We start from the raw sequence: 17701 nt of genomic DNA, 5'->3' as shown, positions 1-17701 counted from the left end.
GCGCGCCGGGCGCTTGAGCAATCTGAGGGCTCCGCGCCCGGCGCGCTTGCCCAACCCGAAACCGACCACTATCAACCCCAAGGACTCTCGTTATGAACGAGGGACGACCGGGGGGCAGGTCACGCTCTGGAACTTTATGTCGGGAAGCGATTTTACAGCCTACATACAGTAGTAAGCGAGATGCGAGCTTCATTTACACATCCAGCTCTTCCACAAACCGCGCATTCTCCTGAATATACTGGAACCGCAATTCCGGCTTTTTCCCCATCAGCCGCTCCACCAGATCGCCGGTATCGCCCGGCTCATCCTCGTGAATCGTCACGCGGATCAACTTGCGCACCTTCGGGTCCATCGTGGTTTCCTTCAGGTCTTTCGCGTCCATCTCGCCCAGACCCTTGAAGCGTTGCACGTCAATTTTTCCCTTGCCGCCCAGACCCTTGGCCAGCCATTTCTCTTTCTCGGCATCATTCGCCACATATAGCCGCTTGGCCCCTTGGGTCAGCCGGTACAAAGGCGGGCAGGCCAGGTAGAGATGCCCCTTGTCGATCAGCGGGCGCATCTGGGAAAAGAAAAAGGTCATCAGCAGGCTGGCGATATGCGCGCCGTCCACGTCGGCGTCGGTCATGATGATGATCTTGTCATAGCGCAGGTCATCGACCTTGAACTTGGTGCCCATCTGCACGCCCAAAGCCTCGCAAATGTCGCGGATTTCGGCATTGTCGTTCAGCTTGGAACTGGCGGCACCCAGCACGTTCAGCACCTTGCCGCGCAGCGGCAGCAGGGCCTGGGTCTCGCGGTTGCGGGCCGCCTTGGCGGACCCGCCGGCGCTGTCGCCTTCGACGAGGAAAAGCTCGGTCCCCTCGCGGTTCTTGGCGGAACAATCGGCCAGCTTTCCCGGCAGGCGCAGCCGCTTGGTCGCGGTCTTCCTCTGGGTTTCCTTTTCCTGACGGCGGCGCAGGCGCTCTTCGGCGCGCAGCACCAGAAAATCAAGGATCGCGCCGGCAGATTTGGGGTCGGCGGCCAGCCAGTTGTCGAAATGGTCGCGCACAGCACCTTCGACCCATTTCGCGGCTTCTTCGGTGGACAGCCGGTCCTTGGTCTGGCCCACAAACTGCGGTTCGCGGATGAAGCAAGACACCAGCGCGCAACCGCCCGAAGTCAGGTCATCCCGCGTGATCTGGTCGGCCTTGCGGTTCTTGGCCAGTTCCCCATAGGCGCGGATGCCTTTCAGGATCGCGGCCCAGAAACCGGCCTCATGCGTGCCGCCTTCGGGCGTGGGCACGGTGTTGCAATAGGATTGCAGGAAACCATCGCGGATCGGCGTCCAGTTGATCGCCCATTCAACCGACCCCGGCACGTTGTATTTTTCGACGAAGCTGACCTTTCCGGCAAAGGGCTTGTCGGCATAGGTGGTGGTTTTCTCAAGCTGATCCGACAGATAATCCGCGAGGCCACCGGGAAAATGGAACGTGGCCTCCATCGGCGTATCGCCATCGGGGATCGCGGTTTTCCAGCGAATCTCCACGCCCGAAAACAGATAGGCCTTCGATCGCACCATCTTCAGCAAACGGTGGGGTTTGAAGGTCTGGCTGCCGAAAATCTGCGCATCGGCGTGGAAGGTTACCGAGGTGCCGCGCCGGTTTGGCGCCGCGCCCACCTTTTCCACCGGGCCAAGGGGTTTGCCGCGCGAAAACTCCTGCACGAACAGCTCACGGTTCCGCGCCACCTCAACCCGCATCACATCGGACAGGGCGTTCACCACCGAGGCGCCGACGCCGTGCAACCCGCCCGAGGTGGCATAGGCATCACCGTTGAACTTGCCGCCCGCATGCAGGGTGCAAAGGATGACCTCCAGCGCCGATTTGCCGGGGAATTTCGGGTGGGGGTCTACCGGAATGCCGCGCCCGTTGTCACGCACGGTGACGCTGTAATCCTCATGCAGCTCCACCTCGATCCGGGTGGCGTGGCCTGCCACCGCCTCGTCCATCGAGTTATCGAGGATTTCGGCGACAAGATGGTGGAGTGCGCGTTCATCCGTGCCGCCGATATACATGCCGGGGCGCACGCGCACCGGCTCTAGCCCCTCCAGCACCTCAATGCTGCTGGCGTCATAGGTCGGGCCTTGGCCGGAAAGAAGATCGGAGGACATGGCTGCTCGGTTCTTGTTATGGGTGGGGCATTAGACAGTGCGGCGCGCAGGTGCGCAAGGTGGGCAAACAAAGGGAAGGGGGCTGTCGGCCCCCTCTTGGCCTGTCGGCCAATTCACCCCCGAGGATATTTGCAGAAGGGGAAGCGGTTTAACCCGCTCTTAACCAGAATCGACCGAAGCTGATTGCACGGGACAGGCGGGGACGCCGATGACCGTGAAGGGGAAGGCATCCTTACGCCGGTTGCCGGTGGGGGATGCCCGACTCTTTCATCTTCCCCTTCTCTAAATATCCCACGGGGGTGCGGGGGTGTGAAACCCCCGCTGCGACGGGTCAGCCCTTACTCCGGTTCGGCTAGCCGTGCCGCCCACATTGCCTGAAACGCCGGGCGGGCCTGGCAGCGTTCCAGCCATGCTTTTACGGCGGGAAATTCGGCCAGAAGGCTCGGATGGCCTTGGGCATAGCGCAGGCATTCCGCCGTGTTGATGTCGGCCACGGTGAAGCGGTCGGCGACCAGCCAGTCCTGCCGGGAAAGATGGCCCTGCAACCGGCGCAGCGGGCGGCGTAGCTTTTCGGCGTTCACGGCAATGGCGGCCTGACCTTCGGGGGTTTTGTCGCCGCCAGCCCCTTGGGTGTATAGAATTTCCAGCGCCGGGCCTTCGACCGCAGTGGCTGCGAACAGCGCCCATTGTTCCATCAGGGCAGCATCGGCGTCCGTCGCCGGGCCAAGCGTGCCGCCATGCTTGCGCGCCAGATATTGCGTGATCGCCAGAGACTCGGTCAGGGTCAGATCGCCGTCCACCAGCGCGGGAATCTGGCCCTGCGGGTTGATGCCAAGAAACGCGGGCGAGGCGGTGTTCAACGGTGCATCCGCCGCCGCTGCATCCGCCAGCCGGTAGGCCTGTATCACCGGCACATGGGTAAAGGGCGTGCCGGTTTCTGCCAAAAGCCACAGGGGCCGCGAAGCGCGCGAGCGATAGACGCCGTAAAGGGTGATCAAGGGAAATCCTCCGCTGGTGTGGGAAGAGTTTAGGCAGCGCCGGGGCAGGATTGAAGGGGATCGGCGGCCTCTTTTTCATGCTGTGGCAAGCCTTGCGTTTCAAAGCCGGGCTGGCTGCGCGAAAACTGTTGCCCGCTGCCGGGGCTTGCGCCAAACAAACCCCATGCAAGACACAGGCCCGACGCGCGATGTGATCAGCCCGCTTGACCCGGAAGGGCGGGCGCAGATTGTTGACCGCCTGTACGAAGTTGCGTTGGACCCTGTGCGTCTGGAAGACCTGCTGGAGGTGTGGGAAGGCCATCTGGCCCCGCACCGCGCGGGGCAAGCCGATGGCGCGCTGCCTCTGGAAGATGCCGAGATCGAGGCGCATCTGGCGCGGGCAGCGGTTTTTCTGGATCGGTTCGAGGCGACGCGCCCGCAGGCTGCGGGGCGGTCTGTGCTAGAGGATATCCCGCGCTCTGCCGCGTTTCTGTCGGATGGGGGCAGCGTGCTTGCGGGGTTCAACCGGGCGGCGGCTGTGGCCTTTGGTCTGAAACCGGGCGCGCGGCTGGCCGATCTGCCGTTTGAGGCTGAGGATACCGAGGTCTTGCGGGCCCAGATCCGCAAGGTGGCGGGTGGGCAGGCGGAAAAGGTGGTGACGCTGCGCATCCGGTCGCGCATCACCGGGGGGCCGGTGATCGTGCGAGTAGGCCCGGTGGACAGCGACCGCGCAAAGCCGCTGGCGCTGGTGATGTCCACCGAACTTGTCTGGCCCGAGGGTTTTGCCCAGACCGTGCAAGAGGCGTTCGGTCTGACGGTTGCCGAGGTGGAGATTGTGCAAGGCATCACTCTTGGCCTGCCGGTCAAGGACATTGCCGAGGCGCGGGGCCGGTCGCCTGAAACGGTGCGCACGCAACTGCGGTCTATCCTGTCCAAGACCGAAACCCACAGCCAGTCAGAGCTGGTTCGGGTGGTCTTGGGGCTGATGGATGTGGCCCAGATGCCCACGGGGGGCGCGGTGCCGCTGCCGCGCAGCCATGGGTTGCAGGCGGTGGCGTTCCAGACCTTGCGCGGCCCCGACGGGCGGCGGATGGAGTTTATCGAATTCGGCCATCCGGGCGGCGCGCCGATTTTGTACATGCACCTTGATTATGGCCTGATCCGCTGGCCCGCCAGCGCCGAGCGGGCGGCGCGGCTGCGAGGGTTGCGCATCATCGTGCCGGTGCGCGCGGGCTATGGCCAGACCGAGCTGCACCCCAAGCGGGCCGATCATGTTGCCGGCGTGGCGCAGGATTATGCCGCCGTGCTGGACCATCTGGGTATCCGGCGCTGTGCGGTGATTTGCCTGGGGGCCGACCTGCGCTTTGCGCTGCGGCTGGCGCAGGACCGCCCCGCGATGGTGCAGGCGGTCTTGGGTTGTGCGGCGCAATTGCCGCTGCGGACGGCGGCGCAGTATGACCGGATGGACAAGTGGCAGCGCTTCATTCTGGCCAATGCCCGTTACGCCCCCAAGGTGCTGCCGTTTCTGGTGCAGGCCGGGTTTTCGCTGGCGCGCAAGCTGGGCAAGGAAAAGTTCTTCGCTCAGGTCAATGGCGGCAGCTCTGCCGACATGGCCACGTTTGCCCGGCCCGAGGTACGCGAGGCGATTCTGGAAGGATCAGAGGTCTGTCTGGGCGCCAAGGTGTCGGCCTATGAGGCTTTTACCCGCGAATGTATCAGTTCGGAACGCGACTGGTCTGCGCTGGTTGAGGCCGCAAAGGTGCCGGTTGTGCTGCTGCAAGGCGACCAGGACCCACAGACGCCGGTGCAGTCGATCCGAGAGCTGATGGGGGATTTTCCGCATCTGGAGGTGACGTTCCTGCCAGATACCGGGCAGCTTTTGTTCTTTGCCGAATGGCCGCAGGTGCTGGACCGGCTGGAGGCGCTGATCGCGCAAAATTAAGGAAATCGGCAGGTTTACCGCATTTGGGGTATGTCGGTTCCGGGCCGCGGCGCTAGGTTGAGGGGGAAGACCAATACATTTCTCCCCCCTGCCTTTTCAGTTCGGTGTTGCAAAAAGAGCGGCGGTGCCTGGGGCCCGCCGCTTTTGCATTGAGTGCAGGGTTTTCAGCGTCAGACCCAGCTTGGAATAATTCACGGCCATATAGCCGCCGGGCAAATGAGTGACCGCATCGGGAAACCGCACGGCGACATCCTGCGCCATGACGCCTTCGTATTCGCCCGTCTGACCCAGATAGCGATAGCGATAGATCGGCAGGCCATTGTCGGCCAAACCGACTGGCCACAGCCCGGTTTTCAGCCGCGCATCGCTGGGCGAGACCACCGCGTCATCGCCGCCGGACGAGGCGATGGCCGCTGCCACCACAACCAGCAACAACAGCGGAAGCAGAATGCCGCCGGACGAGGACGAGGTTTTCTGCTGAACCTCATCAGATTGCATGATGGGTTCGGTGACACCCCCGGCAAAGGCCGAAGAGGCGGACAGCATTCCCAGAATCGAGGTGGTGACAAGCAGCTTGCGCATGAGGCACTCCATTTATGCAGGGGGCAGCAATAGAACAGGGCGGTAATCGGCCCAAGTGGGGCATGGGGTCTGCAACAAGGCAAGCGATTCGCGTGCAGGCTGTACTGTCTCGTTATTGCCGCAGCTTGGGGCGGTATTTCTGTGACATTCCTGCAAAGGTCGCCAGCGCAGCGCGCCGGTTTTGACACGGATCAAGGTGACAGAACGGCGCGCGACGAACTCTGCCCGGATTGCAGAAAAGGAGTTCCGAATGGAGATCGACAGCCCGCCCCTTGATGTCCCCAGCCCCATCCTCGGCCCCAAAGCCGCGACTGATCCGAACCCCGGCAGCGGTGAGGGTGTGACCGGCCCGCAGCACTTTCCCGCCGTCACCACGGATGCGATCCGCGAGGTGTTTGAAAGCGGTCGCTATCCCTATGGCCGCCTGTTGGGCCGCGCGCCCTATGAAGCTGAAAAGGCCCGGTTGCAGGCGGAATTGCTGAAGGTGCAGATCTGGGCGCAGGAGACCGGCCAGAAGTTCGTGATCCTGATGGAAGGCCGCGATGCAGCAGGCAAGGGCGGCACGATCAAGCGGTATATGGAGCATCTGAACCCGCGCTATGCCCGGGTCTGCGCGCTTACCAAGCCATCGGATGTGGAAAAGGGCCAGTGGTTCTTTCAACGCTATATCGCCCATCTGCCGACGGCGGGCGAAATGGTGTTTTATGACCGCAGTTGGTACAACCGCGCGGGCGTAGAGCGTGTGATGGGCTTTTGCAGCCCGGCTGAATACTTGGAATTCATGCGCGAGGCACCAGAGATGGAGCGGATGCTGGTTCGTTCCGGTATCCGGCTTTACAAATACTGGTTCTCGGTCACCCGTGAAGAACAGCGCATCCGGTTCAAGGCGCGCGAAACCGATCCGCTGAAAATGTGGAAGCTGTCGCCCATCGACAAGGCCAGTCTGGACAAGTGGGATGATTACACCGAGGCGAAAGAGGCGATGTTTTTCTATACCGACACCGCCGATGCGCCCTGGGTCATCGTCAAGTCGAATGACAAGAAACGCGCCCGGCTGAACTGTATGCGCCACTTTCTGTCCACCATCGATTATCCCGGCAAAGACGCGGCTGTGGTGGGCCAACCCGATCCGCTGATCGTGGGGCGTGCCAGTCAGGTTCTGGGCGGAAGCGGGCATATCCTTGACCGCGCGACCCATCCGGCCATTCGCCGGGTCTAGGGTCGGCCAGTCGCCGGGCGTCGCCCCCGGATTGCGTTGGCGACGGCGCGATAGGTAATGCGGCCCTGTGCGTCGATGGGCAATATCATGCCAAGTCGGGCGCGCAGGGCATCGCGTCCGCCTTGGGGCAGGTGGCGCAATACCTCTCCCAGCGGGCCGATGAACTGGACGTTCGATTGCCAGAAATCGTCCAGATCTTCGAAGGTGACGGGAATGGTGATCTGCTTGGCCGCGATCTCGACCAGCCCCGCGCTTTGCCACAGGTCAGCAAGCCCTGCTGGCCCGACCCGCCCTGCGCTGGGCGGCTGCGGCGCGGGATGGCCAAGCTCTGCCAGTGCGCGATGCAGCGGGGCCAGCGGAACCCCATGCGGCAGATCCCACATATAGGTTGCAACCATGCCACCCGGACGGGTGGCGCGGGTCATCTCGTGCAGGGCTTGCACGGGGTCAGGGACAAAGGCGATGACCAACGCCATGACCGACACATCAAAGCTGCCATCGGCAAAGGGCAGGTCTTGCGCATCACCGGTCAGGAAGGTGATGCCCTCGGTTCCGGCGCGCTGGTGGGCATAGGCGATCTGGCCGGGGGCAGGGTCAATTCCGGTCAGAGTGGCGGTGGGGTCATGGCGTCGGACCACCTCGGTAAAAGCACCGTTGCCGCAGCCGACATCCAGCCAGCGCAACCCCGATGGCAGGGCCAGCCAGTCCAGAAACGGCTCGCCGACCTGCTGGCTCCACCGGCCCATCATCCGCTCATAGGCGGTTCCATCGTCAAACATCTGGCTGGGCGTTGGCATGGTCCGCACCTCGGTAGAGTGCTGCGGAAACAGTATACGGCGGGGCGGGCGGCCTGACCAATCACAACCGCAACCCCGCTTCGGGCAGCCGTGCGAAGCGGCACCCGCTGCGCTGCCACGCAATCTTCACTTGTCGCCGCATTTTTGGGCAGATATGGCTTTGGGCATGACCGAAAGACTGCCCCTTTCCAGCCATGCGCGGGCGATCCTTGCGCTGGGCTTGCCGCTGGTCGGCTCTCATCTGGCGCAAATGGCGCTGCATGTCACCGATACTGTGCTGATGGGCTGGTATGGGGTGAATGAGCTTGCGGCGGTGGTGCTGGGGGCTTCGTCGTTTTTCGTGGTATTCATCTTCGGGTCAGGGTTCGCGCAGGCGATCATGCCGATGGTCGCCTCGGCCCTGGGGCGCGGGGATGAGGCGCAGGTGCGGCGCGATACGCGGATGGGCCTGTGGTTGTCGATCGGGTTCGGCCTGATGACCTATCCATTGTTTTGGTGGGCCAAGGCGATCTTTCTGACGCTGGGCCAGGCCGAGGTTGTGGCCGGGCTGGCGCAGGATTTCCTGCGCATTGCCGGGCTGGGGATGATTCCTGCGCTGCTGGTGATGGGATTGAAAAGCTATCTGGCCGCGCTGGAGCGGACGCAGGTGGTGCTGTGGGTCACGCTGACGGGGGTTCTGGTGAACCTTGTGGTCGGCTGGGCGCTGATCTTCGGCCATGGGCCGTTCCCGCAAATGGGGGTGCGCGGCGCGGCACTGGCTTCGGTTCTGGTGCAGGGGCTGACCTGTGGGGCGATGGCGGTGTATGCTGCCTGGCTGCCTGACCTGCGGCGGTTCCACCTGTTTCAGCGCTTTTGGCGGCCTGACTGGCACGCGATGGGGCTGGTGTTTCGCCTTGGCTGGCCGATTGGCGTGACCGGGCTGGCCGAAAGCGGGTTGTTTCAGGCCTCGGCCCTGATGATGGGGTGGATCGGCACGGTGGAACTGGCCGCGCATGGCATTGCGATGGAGGTGGCGGCGCTGGCCTTCATGGTGCATCTGGGCCTGTCGAACGCCGCCACGGTGCGGGCGGGCCGGGCCGAGGGTTCGGGCGATGCGCAGGGCCTGCGCGATGGGGCGAGGGTGGCGATTGGCCTTTCGGTTTTGTTCGGCCTGTGCATGATCACGGTGTTTCTGCTGTTGCCGCAGCCGATCATCTTGCTGTTTCTGGACGAGGCCAAGCCCGAGGCCGCTGGCATCGTGGCGTTTGGCACGGCGCTTCTGGCCATGGCGGCGCTGTTTCAGATGGCTGATGCGATGCAGGTCATGGCGCTGGGCCTGTTGCGCGGCATCCGCGATACCCGCGTGCCGATGATCGCCGCCGCCATCAGCTATTGGCTGATCGGGATTCCGGCGGCCTATCTGTTGGCGTTTCGGGCCGGGCTTGGCGGGCAGGGGCTGTGGCTGGGCCTGACGGTGGGGCTGGTTTGCGCCGCCGCCTCGATGATGTGGCGGTTCTGGGCCAGGGCACCTAAGCCGCGCTGATCACCGCACCGGGGTTCAGGATGCCAAGGGGATCAAGGGCGGCCTTGATCGCCCGCATCGCCGCCAGCTTGGCCGGATCGCCATAGCGCACCAGATCGCCCACCTTCAGCCGCCCGATGCCATGTTCGGCCGAAACCGACCCGCCCATCTGGTGGACCAGATCATGCACGGTGTCCTTTACCGTCTCGCGCTGGTTTAGATAGTCGGCCTTGGTCCGGCCCCTGGCGGGAAAGACGTTGTAATGCAGGTTGCCGTCGCCCAGATGGCCAAAGCAATTCACCCGGAAATCGCCCATTGCTGCCAAAAGGGTATTGGCGCGCGGAATGAAATCGGGGATGGCGGACAGCGGCAGCGAGATGTCGTGGCTGGAAATTGCCCCAACCTTGCGGTTGGCGAGCGGGATGCTTTCCCGCAGGGTCCAGATCGCCTTCCTTTGGCTGTCACTGGCCGCCACCGCGCCGTCGCGGGCCAGACCAGCCTCAAAGGCGGCTTCCAGAACACCGGCCATCACCGCCTCGGCCCCGCCAAGGCCTGCGGGCAGCGCCAGTTCCAGCAGCACCATCCAGTCGCCTTGGGGGCGGAAGGGCTGCGCCACGTTGGGCAGGGTTTCGGACAGGAAATCCAGCCCCTGCCGGTGGATCAGCTCGAACGCCGAAATCAGGCCCGCCGCATGGGTATTGGCTAGGTCCAGCAGGCGCAGCGCGGTCGCAGGGTCGGCCACATCCAGCAGCGCCGTCGCGGTTGAGGCGGGGGCCGGGAACAGCCGCAGGCTGGCGGCGGTGATAATGCCCAACGTGCCCTCGGCCCCGATCAACAGGTGCCGCAGGTCATAGCCTGTGTTGTCCTTCCGCAACCGCTTCAGCCCGTTGAAAATGCTGCCATCGGGCAGAACCGCCTCGATCCCCAGCACCAGATCGCGGGCATTGCCATAGCGCAGCACATTGACGCCGCCCGCATTGGTGGACAAAAGCCCTCCGATCCGCGCCGACCCTTCCGAGGCGAGCGTCAGCGGAAAGATCCGGCCAACCCCTGCGGCATGATCATGCGCGACGGCCAGAACCATCCCCGCCTCGACCGTCATGGCATTTTCCTGCGGCCATATACCCCGCAATCCGGCCATGCGTTCCAGCGACAGGATCAGCGGCAGCGGCCCATCCGCCATGATCTGCCCGCCCACCAACCCGGTGCCGCCGCCCATCGGTACAATGCCCACCCGTGCCGCTGCACAGGTCCGCACGATCACCGCCACCTCTGCCACGGTCCGCGGCAGCGCCACGGCCCCGGCGCGGCCCTGCCAGCGGCCGCGCGGCTCCTCCAGATCGCGCGGTTCAGGCGCGCGCAGGGTGCCGGGGGCAAGCTGGCCCTCCAGCGCGGACAGAAAGGCGGGGTCGGCAGGGTTCAGCATGGGCATCTCCTTCGCCCCAGACTTATCCCCCCGCCATGCCTGCGAAAACCCCGCTCCATCATCTGTTCATAAATATCCTCCGGGGGTCCGGGGGTGGAAAACCCCCGGTGGCGGCGTCAGGGGATCAAGGCCGGATCAAGCAGCAGGATGGTCGGACGCCGGGGCAGGGTGGCGCGGGAAATCTCAACCTCCGGCCCGCCTGCCGTGACAATATCCAGCCTGCCCGCCGATTGCGCCAGAAAGGCCGCCAGCGTCTTTGGCCCGAACCAGTGCATCGGAATGATCAGCCGGGCGTGCAGATCCTTGACCACCTCGGCCATGGCGCGCTGGTCCATGGTATAGCCGCCATCGACCGGCACCATCACCACATCAACCCGCCCGATCCGCGCGCGCTGATCGGCAGACAGCATCTGATGCAGGTGCCCCAGATGGGCAATGCACAAGCCCGCCACCTCGAACAGAAAGATCGAATTGCCGTTCGCGCGCGCCCCTTCGCCAAAGGGGCCGCGCGTGTCGGTTGTCACGTTGCGGATGCGCAGGTCGCCCACCGTTTCGTCAATCCGCGCGGGCAGGCCGGGCGGTCCCCAGCCGCGCAGCACATGGGGAATGCGCGGGTCTGGGCTGTTGGTGAAATGGCTGTCGTGGGCGTTGTTCATGGTGACGACATCGGGCACCACATCGGGGTTGCCGATCTGCCCGGTGTAATCGGTGATCACCGTGATGCCGCCCGGTGTTTCCAGCGCGAAACTGGCGTGGTTCAGGAACCGCAGCCGCACGGTGCTTTGTGGCAGAGGATCACCGAAGGCCACCCGCACCACCTGCGCGCCATTCTGTGCCAGTGCGATGCATGCAGAAGGCTCTTGCCCCAGCGCGGGCGAGGCAAACAGGGCGAGTAGGGTAATCCAGCGGCACATTGGCAAATGGTAGCGCGGATTGGCCATGGGTCCAGCGCGGATTGCTTCTGTCAGCAGCGGGGGCACTTCACCACCCGTACCCCCAAGAGAGTATTTGGACAGGTGCAAATGCTCAGGCCGCAGCGAGGGCTGCCAGCGACTCGACCGTGTTCCAGTTGCGGGCGGTGCTGGGGGTGGCCAGCAGGCGCGGCAGGCGCTCGGCCAGTTTGGAGCGGCCAAGGCCATCGGGGGCGTGCAGGTACAGGGCGGCCGATGTCAGGTGCAGGCGTTCGGTGGTGGCAAGGGCTTTGACCTTGGCCTCGTCAAGCTGCGTCGGGGTGGCGAGAAAGAAGGCGTGGACCTTTGCCCCGTCTGCCGCAGCCTCAGCCGCATAAGGGTTGGCGGCGATGATCGCGGCGAAGGTCTCGGCTGTGTAAAGAAACAGATCGGGGGCAAAGCCGAAACGGGCGGCGATGGCTTTGGCAATCTTGCCGGACAGGTTGGGCAGGCCCGGATCGTCAAACACCGCATTGCCGCTGGCGATCAGGGTGCGCGGATTGCCAAGGCCGAGGCTTGCCAGCAGGCCGCGAAAATCGGCCATCGGCAGGCGGTTTGCGCCGCCGACATTCACCCCGCGCAACAGCAGGATGCGGCGGGTCATTCAGCCGGCATCGGTGCGCCCGCGCCGGTCGCCCCGCAGGTTGGCGTAAAGCACATGGTTGCGCCAGCGCCCGTTGATTTGCAGATAGCTTTGCGCCACCCCTTCGTATTTGAAGCCAGACTTTTCCAGAACCCCGCGCGAGGCAGTGTTTTCCGGCAGGCAGGCGGCGTCGATCCGGGAAAGGTCAAGCTGGGCAAAGGCGTGGTGCACCACCGCCTGTATCGCCTCTCTCATATAGCCCTGGCGGGCAAAGGGCGCGCCGATCCAGTAGCCAAGGGTTCCGGCCTGCACGGGGCCACGGCGGATGTTGTCGAGCGTGATCGCGCCCAGCAATTGTTGGTCGCTGCGGCGGATCAGCAGGAAGGGCAGGGCGGTGCCTTGGGTTTCCGCCCGCTGCGCCCAATAGACCCGGTTGGTAAAGGCGCGGCGTGACAGGTGGTCATGCGCCCAGACCGGCTCCCACGGGGTCAGATGGGCGGTAGAGGCCTCGCGCAAGTTCGCCCAGGCCCGCCAATCGGGGTGTTGGGGCAGCCGCAGCGTCATCCGCTCGCTTTCGACCTTGGGCCTGCGGCGGACCCCCAGCATCAGGCGGCAAGCCTGTCGCGAATAGCCTCCAGTCCCGGAGCGTCATCAACCGGGCCGTAGAGCGCAAGGGCCGCGCCCGCCTGGGTCAGCCCTTCGGCATAGGCGCGCACATCGGCCACGGTGACGGCGTTGATCTTGGCCACCGCCTCTTCCACCGGGGGCACGCGGCCGTGCATCTGCAAGAGGCGCGCGATGCGTTCGGCGCGGGACGAGGGGCTTTCCAGCCCCATCAACATTCCGGCGCGCATCTGGGCCTTGGCGCGGGCCACCTCTGCCTCGGACATATCGTCGGCGGCGCGTTTCAGCTCGTCAATCGTCAGGGTGGTCAGGTCGGCGATTTCCTCGGCGCTGGTGCCTGCGTAAAGCGTGATCTGGCCGGTGTCGTCATAGGCGCCGGACTGGGCGAAGATGGAATAGCAGAGGCCCCGCTCTTCCCGGATTTTCTGGAACAGACGGGATGACATGCCGCCACCCATCGCCGTGGCATAGACCTGAGAGGTATAGACCGACGGATCGCGATAGCCAGGCGCCTCGAACGCCATGGCAAAATGCACTTGCTCCAGATCCTTGATCTCACGCCGTTCCGCGCCCTTGAAGGTGGCGGGCTGGAACAGCTTTTGCGGATGGGCGGTCATATGGCCAAAAATCCCCTCGGCCTGCCGGACGATGGCGTCGTGATCCACCGCCCCGGCGGCAGCAAGGATCATCTGGCCCGGGCCGTAATGTTCGGCAACAAACCCCTGCAAGTCGGTGCGTCCGAAGGACGACACCCGTTCTGAGGGCCCAAGAATGGTGCGCCCAAAGGCCTGCGCGGGATAGGACGCCTCTTGCAGCCAATCAAAGATGATGTCGTCTGGGGTATCCAGCGCCTGCCCGATTTCTTGCAAGATCACATGGCGCTCGGTTTCAATATCCGCCTCGTGGAAGGCCGGGTTCAGAAGGATGTCGCCGATCACATCCAGTGACAGGGCCACATCCTCCTTGAGGATGCGGGCGTAATAGGCGGTCATCTCGCGGCTGGTATAGGCGTTGATATAACCGCCCACATCTTCGATTTCCTCGGCGATTTGCAGGGCGCTGCGGCGCGCGGTGCCCTTGAAGGCCATGTGTTCAAGGAAATGGGCGATGCCGTTTTGCTGTTCGCGCTCATGCCGGCCCCCGGCGGTGACCCAGATGCCCGCGCTGGCCGATTCCAGGCCGGGCATATGTTCGGTCACGATGCGGAAACCGTTGGGCAGCGTCGTCAGGCGTGTGGTCAAGAGGCAAGCCTTTCACGGACAAGGGATTGCAGCGCCGCCAGATCATTCGGCACGCGGGTCACGCGTTCGGGCCGGGCGAACAGGTCGGCCATGCGCGGGGGCAGGGCAGGGTGGATGCCGCTGGCGGCCTGAACCGCATCGGGGAATTTGGCCGGATGGGCGGTGGCAAGGGTGATCATCGGGGCCGCGCCCAGATGTTCCTCGGCCACCTTCACGCCGACGGCAGAATGCGGGCAGAGGAGTTCGCCGGTCGCGGCAAGCGTGGCCGCGATGGTGGCGCGGGTTTCATCCTCGGAACAGCGGCCAGAGGCGAAGGTGGCGCGCAGGGTTTCCAGTGCCCCTTGCGAAATGCGGAAGCCGCCCGATTTCATCTCTGCCATCAGTTGCGCAATCGCGGCGCCATCGCGGCCATAGGCGTCAAACAGGGCGCGTTCAAAGTTGGACGAGACCTGAATATCCATCGACGGGCTGATCGAGGGCTTCACGCCATTCGTCTCATACGCGCCGGATTTCAGCGCGCGGTCCAGAATGTCATTCTGGTTGGTGGCGATGACCAGTTCTTCAATCGGCAGGCCCATCTTGCGCGCGATGTAGCCTGCAAAGATGTCGCCGAAATTGCCGGTGGGGACGGTAAAGCTGACCTTGCGGTGGGGGGCGCCCAGACTGACGGCGGAGGAGAAATAGTAGACCACCTGCGCCAGAACCCGCGCCCAGTTGATGCTGTTGACCCCCGCCAGTCGCACGCCGTCGCGGAAGGCAAAGTCGTTGAACATATCCTTCACGCGGGCCTGACAATCATCGAAATCGCCATCCATCGCCAGCGCATGCACGTTGGCTTCGGTGGGCGTCGTCATCTGACGGCGCTGCACCTCGGACACGCGGCCATGCGGGAACAGGATGAAGACATCGACGTTGGAAAGGCCGCGGAACGCCTCGATCGCAGCGCTGCCGGTATCGCCGCTGGTGGCCCCCACGATGGTGATGCGCTGGCCGGTCTTGGCAAGGGCGGCCTGCATCATCTGGCCGATAAGCTGCATGGCAAAGTCTTTGAACGCCAGCGTCGGGCCGTGAAACAGTTCCAGGAGGAAATGGTTCGCACCAAGCTGTTTCAGCGGCGCCCGGGCGGCATGGCCAAAACCGGAATAGGCCTTGGCGATCAGGCCCTTGAACTCGTCATCCGCGAAAAACCCGCCAAGGAAGGGCTTCATCACGCGGAAGGCAACTTCCTCATACGGCAGGCCCGCCAGCGTGGCGATCTCGTCCGCTGTCAGGGTTGGCACGGTTTCGGGCACATAAAGCCCACCGTCCCGGGCCAGCCCCGTCATCATCGCTTCGCCGAAGGAAAGAACCGGGGCGGTGCCCCGCGTCGAGATATAGCGCATCGTCATCCTCAAACCGTCCGCCGCCTGATACGCCACACCAGCGCCGCTGTCATCACCGCCCAGACGGCGGCCAGCGAAAACCAGGTGATGGCATAGCCCCAATGGTCATTGGGAATAGACGAAGTATCCACGGGCATCGCTTCTATCCCGTCACCGGTTGTCGTACGAGCGACAATAAATGTCGGCTCTGTATGCAGGGCCGCCGCCATCGCCTGCGCATCGCGGGCGAACCACAGGCCGGTCTTGGCATCGGGCGGGGGGGTATAGGCATTGGAATCGCGCGGCCACATCAGGTTGCCCTGCACGGTGACATCGGTGACTAGCAGGTCCTTGTGCTTTTCATCATCGGGCAGAAAGCCACGATCCACCAGCAGCCGCCGCCCATCGGCCATTTGCAGAACCGAGATCACCTGCACCCCGGCCCCGATCATCGGCTTGCCAGACAGGACATACAGGGTTTCGCCGGTAAAGCGGCCCGTGGCCGTAACCGGGCGAAAGCGGTCCTTTTCGGGCTGCAAGTTTGCAGGCACGGGCACGGCGGGTTCTGAAATTCCCGCCGTCATCGCCTCTAGCTGCGCGCGCTTTTCATACATGCGGCTGACTTGCCAGATGCCAAGGCCGATCAGCACGGCGCAGCCCGCCACCCCCAGAAACAAGGGAAAGATCATCCGGCGCAGCATCGCAGTCTCCTGAACGCACAACGCGGGCCAGATGGCCCGCGTTGGAGAAAGTTGCAAGGGTGGATCAGCGGCCCCAGACGTAGATCGAGGCGAAGAGGAACAGCCAGACCACGTCAACAAAGTGCCAGTACCAGGCGGCAGCCTCAAACCCCACATGCTGGGTAGGGGTGAAATGGCCCTTCAGCGCGCGGATCAGGCACACGAACAGGAAGATCGTGCCGATGATGACATGAAAGCCGTGAAAGCCCGTCGCCATGAAGAACGACGCGCCATAGATGTTGCCTGCAAAGCCAAAGGCCGCGTGGCTGTATTCATAGGCCTGAAAGAAGGTGAACAAGAGGCCCAGCAGAATGGCCAGAACCAGACCGTTCTTCAGATCTTTGCGGTTGTTTTCATGCACCAGTGCATGGTGCGCCCAGGTGGCAGCGCAGCCCGAGCAAAGCAGGATCAGCGTGTTGATCAGGGGCAGGTGCCAGGGATCAAAGGTCGCGATGCCTTCGGGCGGCCAGACGCCATCCTTCAGCGGGCTGAGGGGCCCCATCGGGAAAATGGCGTGCTTGAAAAAGGTCCAGAACCAGGCCGAGAAGAACATGACTTCCGACATGATGAACAGGATGAAGCCATAGCGCAGGCCGATCTGCACCACCGGGGTGTGATCGCCGATCTGGCCTTCGGCCACGACGTCCGACCACCAGCCGAACATGGTGTAAAGCACGCCTACAAAGCCGATCAGCCCCATCCATGGGCCAGAGCCGTGCATCCACAGCACGGCGCCGAACAGCATGACAAAGGCCGAGACCGAGCCGAGGAACGGCCAGATCGACGGGGGCAGGATGTGGTAATCGTGGTTCTTCGCGTGGGCCATCTTTCCCTCGTGTTTCTTATCAGTTCGTTGGGCTGGTCGCCGAAATCTGTTCGGGCGTCAGCGGCGTTTCGTGGAAGGTATAGGACAGGGTGATTTCCTGAATATCCCCGGCCTCGGGGTCGTTCACGATCTCGGGGTCAACAAAGAACGACACCGGCAGGACCGCGCGTTCATGCGGCTTCAGCACCTGTTCGGTAAAGCAAAAGCAATCGATCTTGGTGAAATAGCCGCCCGACTGGTCTGGCTGCACATTGAAGCTGGCGGTGCCCGCGACGGTGCGGTCGGTCGGGTTATATGCCTCATAAAAGGCCAGGGCCTGTTCGCCGATTTTCACGGTCATCTGGGTTTGCTGTGGCTTGAACTGCCACGGCATCCCCGATTCCAGCGAGGCATCGAAACGGATGACCATGGTGCGCTCCAGCACCTTGTCTTCGCCCGGTGCCGCCTCTGCCTGGCCGGTGGTTCCGGCATAGCCGGTGGTGCGGCAGAACCAGTCATAAAACGGCACGGCCGCGAAAGAGGCCGACAGCATAACGGCGGCAATGCCCACCAACGACAGGGCGGTGCGTTGCGGGGTCATGGCGCGGCCCCCTGAGATGCTTCGGTCTGGGGCAGGGCGGTTCCAGCCTGGGCTTTGCCATTGCCGTGCATCAGGTCGCCCTGGGTGACCTTGACGATCGACAGCGCGAACATCAGGACCACAAAGGCCCCCAGCAAAACGCCCACGCCAATGTTGCGGCCCAGACGGCGGCGGTGAATTTCGTGTTCAGGGCGAAACGACAT

At 63.7% G+C, this 17701-nt stretch carries 17 protein-coding genes; 3 read left to right on the top strand and 14 right to left on the bottom strand.

Annotated elements, in window-relative coordinates; genetic code table 11:
* Window positions 1-193: 193 nt before the first annotated feature.
* Window positions 194-2149 (bottom strand): DNA topoisomerase IV subunit B, encoded by a 1956-nt coding sequence (parE, locus tag JI744_RS17965; RefSeq protein WP_202662555.1) that lies wholly within the window; start codon window positions 2147-2149, stop codon window positions 194-196.
* 338 nt (window positions 2150-2487) lie between these two features.
* A complete protein-coding gene (locus tag JI744_RS17960; RefSeq protein ID WP_202662554.1) occupies window positions 2488-3147 on the bottom strand; it encodes a glutathione S-transferase family protein in 660 nt (219 codons plus the stop codon).
* A gap of 163 nt (window positions 3148-3310) precedes the next feature.
* Here JI744_RS17960 and JI744_RS17955 point away from each other — a divergent pair, with 163 nt between their 5' ends.
* Complete coding sequence (locus tag JI744_RS17955; RefSeq protein WP_202662553.1) at window positions 3311-5068, top strand: LuxR C-terminal-related transcriptional regulator; 1758 nt, start codon at window positions 3311-3313, stop codon at window positions 5066-5068.
* Window positions 5069-5164: 96 nt separating this feature from the next.
* Here JI744_RS17955 and JI744_RS19165 read toward each other — a convergent pair whose 3' ends face one another.
* Window positions 5165-5650, bottom strand: coding sequence for a tail fiber domain-containing protein (locus JI744_RS19165; RefSeq protein ID WP_236019533.1), 486 nt, complete (start codon window positions 5648-5650; stop codon window positions 5165-5167).
* A gap of 250 nt (window positions 5651-5900) precedes the next feature.
* Here JI744_RS19165 and ppk2 point away from each other — a divergent pair, with 250 nt between their 5' ends.
* Window positions 5901-6869, top strand: coding sequence for a polyphosphate kinase 2 (ppk2, locus tag JI744_RS17945; protein WP_202662552.1), 969 nt, complete (start codon window positions 5901-5903; stop codon window positions 6867-6869).
* On the opposite strand, the gene JI744_RS17940 is transcribed toward ppk2, so the two are convergent.
* Complete coding sequence (locus tag JI744_RS17940; protein ID WP_202662551.1) at window positions 6866-7666, bottom strand: class I SAM-dependent methyltransferase; 801 nt, start codon at window positions 7664-7666, stop codon at window positions 6866-6868. The genes ppk2 and JI744_RS17940 overlap by 4 nt on opposite strands.
* 166 nt (window positions 7667-7832) lie before the next feature.
* On the opposite strand from JI744_RS17940, the gene JI744_RS17935 reads away from it, so the two are divergent.
* A complete protein-coding gene (locus JI744_RS17935; RefSeq protein ID WP_202662550.1) occupies window positions 7833-9188 on the top strand; it encodes an MATE family efflux transporter in 1356 nt (451 codons plus the stop codon).
* On the opposite strand, the gene JI744_RS17930 is transcribed toward JI744_RS17935, so the two are convergent.
* The 10 genes from JI744_RS17930 to JI744_RS17885 form a co-directional block, all read right to left on the bottom strand.
* Complete coding sequence (locus tag JI744_RS17930; RefSeq protein WP_202662549.1) at window positions 9175-10593, bottom strand: FAD-binding oxidoreductase; 1419 nt, start codon at window positions 10591-10593, stop codon at window positions 9175-9177. The two genes, JI744_RS17935 and JI744_RS17930, sit on opposite strands and share 14 nt — an antisense overlap.
* Before the next feature lie 116 nt (window positions 10594-10709).
* On the bottom strand, window positions 10710-11507 hold the full coding sequence (locus JI744_RS17925; RefSeq protein ID WP_202662548.1) for an MBL fold metallo-hydrolase: 798 nt from the start codon (window positions 11505-11507) through the stop codon (window positions 10710-10712).
* Between the two features lie 112 nt (window positions 11508-11619).
* Window positions 11620-12147: a DUF1697 domain-containing protein gene (locus tag JI744_RS17920; RefSeq protein ID WP_202662547.1), complete on the bottom strand. Its 528-nt coding sequence runs from the start codon at window positions 12145-12147 to the stop codon at window positions 11620-11622.
* Window positions 12148-12732 carry a GNAT family N-acetyltransferase gene (locus JI744_RS17915; RefSeq protein WP_202662546.1) on the bottom strand — a complete coding sequence of 195 codons (585 nt, stop codon included), beginning with the start codon at window positions 12730-12732 and terminating at the stop codon, window positions 12148-12150.
* Complete coding sequence (locus JI744_RS17910) at window positions 12732-13991, bottom strand: M16 family metallopeptidase (RefSeq protein WP_202662545.1); 1260 nt, start codon at window positions 13989-13991, stop codon at window positions 12732-12734. The genes JI744_RS17915 and JI744_RS17910 overlap by 1 nt, the downstream gene beginning before the upstream one ends.
* Entirely contained in the window at window positions 13988-15373 is a 1386-nt protein-coding gene (gene thrC / locus JI744_RS17905; protein ID WP_202662561.1) for a threonine synthase, read from the bottom strand. The genes JI744_RS17910 and thrC overlap by 4 nt, the downstream gene beginning before the upstream one ends.
* 8 nt (window positions 15374-15381) lie before the next feature.
* A complete protein-coding gene (locus tag JI744_RS17900) occupies window positions 15382-16053 on the bottom strand; it encodes an SURF1 family protein (RefSeq protein WP_202662544.1) in 672 nt (223 codons plus the stop codon).
* A gap of 64 nt (window positions 16054-16117) precedes the next feature.
* Window positions 16118-16918 (bottom strand): cytochrome c oxidase subunit 3, encoded by an 801-nt coding sequence (locus JI744_RS17895; protein ID WP_202662543.1) that lies wholly within the window; start codon window positions 16916-16918, stop codon window positions 16118-16120.
* 19 nt (window positions 16919-16937) lie between these two features.
* The gene (locus tag JI744_RS17890) at window positions 16938-17498 is read right to left on the bottom strand and encodes a cytochrome c oxidase assembly protein (protein WP_202662542.1); all 561 of its coding nucleotides are present in this window, start codon (window positions 17496-17498) and stop codon (window positions 16938-16940) included.
* Entirely contained in the window at window positions 17495-17701 is a 207-nt protein-coding gene (locus JI744_RS17885) for a cytochrome C oxidase assembly protein (RefSeq protein WP_202662541.1), read from the bottom strand. The genes JI744_RS17890 and JI744_RS17885 overlap by 4 nt, the downstream gene beginning before the upstream one ends.

Origin of the sequence: Fuscibacter oryzae (genome assembly GCF_016765795.1) — a bacterium.
In the GTDB taxonomy this organism is placed as follows: Bacteria; Pseudomonadota; Alphaproteobacteria; order Rhodobacterales; family Rhodobacteraceae; genus Fuscibacter; species Fuscibacter oryzae.
Note: the sequence above shows the minus strand (reverse complement) of the source record. Positions and strands in the feature narration are given on the sequence as shown.

What these genes read in the sequence shown, in the direction of transcription:
- JI744_RS17930 (WP_202662549.1), bottom strand. Translation starts at nt 10,593, where the DNA reads ATGCTGAACCCTGCCGACCCCGCCTTTCTGTCCGCGCTGGAGGGCCAG.
- JI744_RS17915 (WP_202662546.1), bottom strand. Translation starts at nt 12,732, where the DNA reads ATGCTGGGGGTCCGCCGCAGGCCCAAGGTCGAAAGCGAGCGGATGACG.
- parE (WP_202662555.1), bottom strand. Translation starts at nt 2,149, where the DNA reads ATGTCCTCCGATCTTCTTTCCGGCCAAGGCCCGACCTATGACGCCAGC.
- ppk2 (WP_202662552.1), top strand. Translation starts at nt 5,901, where the DNA reads ATGGAGATCGACAGCCCGCCCCTTGATGTCCCCAGCCCCATCCTCGGC.
- JI744_RS17920 (WP_202662547.1), bottom strand. Translation starts at nt 12,147, where the DNA reads ATGACCCGCCGCATCCTGCTGTTGCGCGGGGTGAATGTCGGCGGCGCA.
- JI744_RS17925 (WP_202662548.1), bottom strand. Translation starts at nt 11,507, where the DNA reads ATGTGCCGCTGGATTACCCTACTCGCCCTGTTTGCCTCGCCCGCGCTG.
- JI744_RS19165 (WP_236019533.1), bottom strand. Translation starts at nt 5,650, where the DNA reads ATGCGCAAGCTGCTTGTCACCACCTCGATTCTGGGAATGCTGTCCGCC.
- JI744_RS17890 (WP_202662542.1), bottom strand. Translation starts at nt 17,498, where the DNA reads ATGACCCCGCAACGCACCGCCCTGTCGTTGGTGGGCATTGCCGCCGTT.
- JI744_RS17940 (WP_202662551.1), bottom strand. Translation starts at nt 7,666, where the DNA reads ATGCCAACGCCCAGCCAGATGTTTGACGATGGAACCGCCTATGAGCGG.
- JI744_RS17885 (WP_202662541.1), bottom strand. Translation starts at nt 17,701, where the DNA reads ATGTCGTTTCGCCCTGAACACGAAATTCACCGCCGCCGTCTGGGCCGC.
- JI744_RS17900 (WP_202662544.1), bottom strand. Translation starts at nt 16,053, where the DNA reads ATGCTGCGCCGGATGATCTTTCCCTTGTTTCTGGGGGTGGCGGGCTGC.
- JI744_RS17955 (WP_202662553.1), top strand. Translation starts at nt 3,311, where the DNA reads ATGCAAGACACAGGCCCGACGCGCGATGTGATCAGCCCGCTTGACCCG.
- JI744_RS17895 (WP_202662543.1), bottom strand. Translation starts at nt 16,918, where the DNA reads ATGGCCCACGCGAAGAACCACGATTACCACATCCTGCCCCCGTCGATC.
- JI744_RS17935 (WP_202662550.1), top strand. Translation starts at nt 7,833, where the DNA reads ATGACCGAAAGACTGCCCCTTTCCAGCCATGCGCGGGCGATCCTTGCG.
- thrC (WP_202662561.1), bottom strand. Translation starts at nt 15,373, where the DNA reads ATGCGCTATATCTCGACGCGGGGCACCGCCCCGGTTCTTTCCTTCGGC.